General features: G+C 75.1%; 1 protein-coding gene. It reads right to left on the bottom strand.

The window, feature by feature from the left end; all coding sequences use genetic code 11:
• The coding region (locus IE262_RS39020) for an SDR family NAD(P)-dependent oxidoreductase (RefSeq protein WP_189880392.1) at positions 1-2,696 on the bottom strand (2,696 nt) is incomplete at both ends.

Consider the following 2,696-nt stretch of genomic DNA (forward strand, 5'->3'; position numbering starts at 1 on the left):
GCGAAATACCAAACAACTCCGCATCAAAATCCGCCACACCCGACACAAACCCACCGGAATTCACATACGAGGTCCCGGAGTGCTCGGGGTCAGGGTGGTAGACGCGCTGGATGTCCCAGCCACGGTCGGCCGGGAAGGGCGTCACACCATCACGACCGGCCGCGAGCAACTCCCACAGCTCATCCGGAGACGAGACATCGCCCGGGAAACGGCAGGCCATCCCCACGATCGCAACGGCGTCGTCGTCAAGGGCATCTGCGGTGGCGGTGCCCGCAGTGGTCTCCCGGGCCTCGATGTCGCTGCCGACGCCCGGGAGTTGGGCGCGGATGTGGGCCGCGAGGGCGGCGGGGGTCGGGTGGTCGTAGACGAGGGTGGCGGGCAGGCGCAGCCCGGTCGCGGCGCCGAGGCGGTTGCGCAGTTCCACCGAGGTGAGGGAGTCGAAGCCGAGGTCGTTGAAGGGGCGGTCGGCGGCGATCGCGGCGGCGGAGCTGTGTCCGAGGACCTCGGCGACGGTGGCTCGTACGTGGGCGAGGACAAGGCGTTCCCGCTCCGATGACGGGCGGCCGTGCAGGGCCGTCGCGAGGTCGCCGCCGCCTGCCGTGGGCCGCTCGGGGCCGTGCGCGGTGCGGGCCTCCTGCTGTGCGGGCGCGGTGAGTTCGCGCAGGAGTGAGCCCTGGCGGGCGTAGGCGGTGGTCTCGGCGAAGCGGGCCCAGTCGGCGTCGAGGACGGTGACGCAGGTGCGGTCGTCGTCGAGGATGCGCCCGAGCGCGTCGAGGGCGGTGTCGGGGGTGAGCGGCCGGACGCCGAGCCGGGCCAGGTGCGTGGTGACGACCGGGTCGGCGGCCATGCCGTCGCCGGCCCAGGGCCCCCAGGCGACGGACGTGGCCGGCAGGCCGGCGGCACGGCGGTGCTGGGCGAGCGCGTCGAGGTGGGCGTTGGCGGCGGCGTAGGCGGCCTGGCCAGCGTTGCCGGTGACACCGGCCGTGGACGAGAACAGCACGAAGGCGTCGAGGGCGCGGTCTGCGGTGAGTTCGTGGAGGTGGTGGGCGGCTTCGGCCTTCACGGCGAGGACGCGCGCCAGCCGTTCGGGGGTGAGGTCGGCGGCGAGGCCGTCGTCGAGGATGCCGGCCGCGTGGACGACGACGGTGGGCGGGTGGGCGTCCAGGAGACCGGCGAGGGCGGTGCGGTCCGCGACGTCGCAGGCGGCGAGCGTGACGTCGGCTCCACGGCCGCTCAGCTCGTCGCGCAGCTCTTGGGCGCCGGGGGCCTCGGCACCGCGCCGCGAGACCAGGACGACATGTTCGGCGCCCTGGTCGACGAGCCAGTGGGCGATGTGCCGGCCGAGGGCGCCGGTGCCTCCGGTGACGAGGGCGGTGCCGTGGAAGCGGCTGCTCCGTGGCTGTTCGCGCGGGGTGGCGGACTGGCGGCTCGGGCTGGTGTCGCGGACGAGGCGGGCCGCGAGGACTCCGGTGGGGCGCAGGGCGAGTTGATCCTCGTCACCGGGGGCGGCCAGCAGCCGCGCGAGGCGCTGCGGCTGGTCGGGGTCGGGGTGCGCGGGGAGGTCGAGCAGGCCGCCCCAGCGGTCGGGCTGTTCGAGGGCGAGCGTGCGTCCCAGGCCCCATACGGCGGCTTCGCCGGGCCGGGACGGGGCGTCGCCGGCGCCCACCGACTGCGCGGACCGGGTGGCGCACCACAGGCGGGCGGCCGGGGCGCTGTCGGAGAGTGCCTGCCACAGGGCGAGCACGGCGCCCGGCGACGGCACCAGGACCAGGGCATGAGTGGGCTCGTGGCCGGTGGCGCGGATGCGGTCCGCGAGGTCGGCACGGGCGTCGGTGGCGGCGACGGGGATCAGGTCGACCTCGGCACCGGCCCGGCGCAAGGCTGCCGCGATGTCCACAACAGCTTGGCCGGCCGGGTCGGCCGCGGCCACCAGCCAGCGGCCCGGGAGGGCGGCCGGGTCGGCGGCGAGACGGGCGGGCCGCCACCGGACGCGGTACCGGCGGGCCGCCTGCTCCAGGTCCCGGCGGCCTTGCCGACGCCAGGCGGACAGCGCGGGCACGAGGGTGTCCAGCGCTTCGTCGCCGGTCACACCCAGCCGCTCGGCGAGCGTGTCGACCTCACCCCGCTCCACGAGATCCCAGAAGCGTGCCTCGACCCCGTCGGAGCCGGTCTCCGAGCCCCGCTCCGCGGCGGCGTGGTCGGGCAGCCAGTACCGCTCGCGGCGGAACGCGTACGTGGGCAGGTCCAGCCGCCGCGCACCCGTCCCCTCGAACAGCGCGGACCAACGGACATCGGCGCCACGGACGTACATCTCGGCGACGGCCGTCAGGACGGCCTGCGACTCCGGCTGTCCGGTGCGCAGGGTGGCCACGGCCTCGTGCCCGGCCTCCCGGGCGAGCGCGGTGAGGACGGGGTCGGGGCCGATCTCCAGAAGCCGGACGGCCCCCTGGGGACCGGTGACGGTCGTGAGCGCGTCATGGAACCGTACGGGTCGGCGGACCTGTTCGATCCAGTACGTCGGTGTGGTCCAGTCCCCGTCGCGCAAGGCCTCGCCGGTGAGGGTGCTGACGGCGGGCAGGGTCGGCGTGCGGTAGGTGACACCGGCCGCCACGGTGGTGAACTCGTCCAGCATCGGGTCCATCAGGGGTGAGTGGAAGGCGTGGCTGACCCGCAGTCGCTTGGTACGGCGACCCCGC

Source organism: Streptomyces bluensis (genome assembly GCF_014650715.1).
Lineage (GTDB): Bacteria > Actinomycetota > Actinomycetes > Streptomycetales > Streptomycetaceae > Streptomyces > Streptomyces bluensis.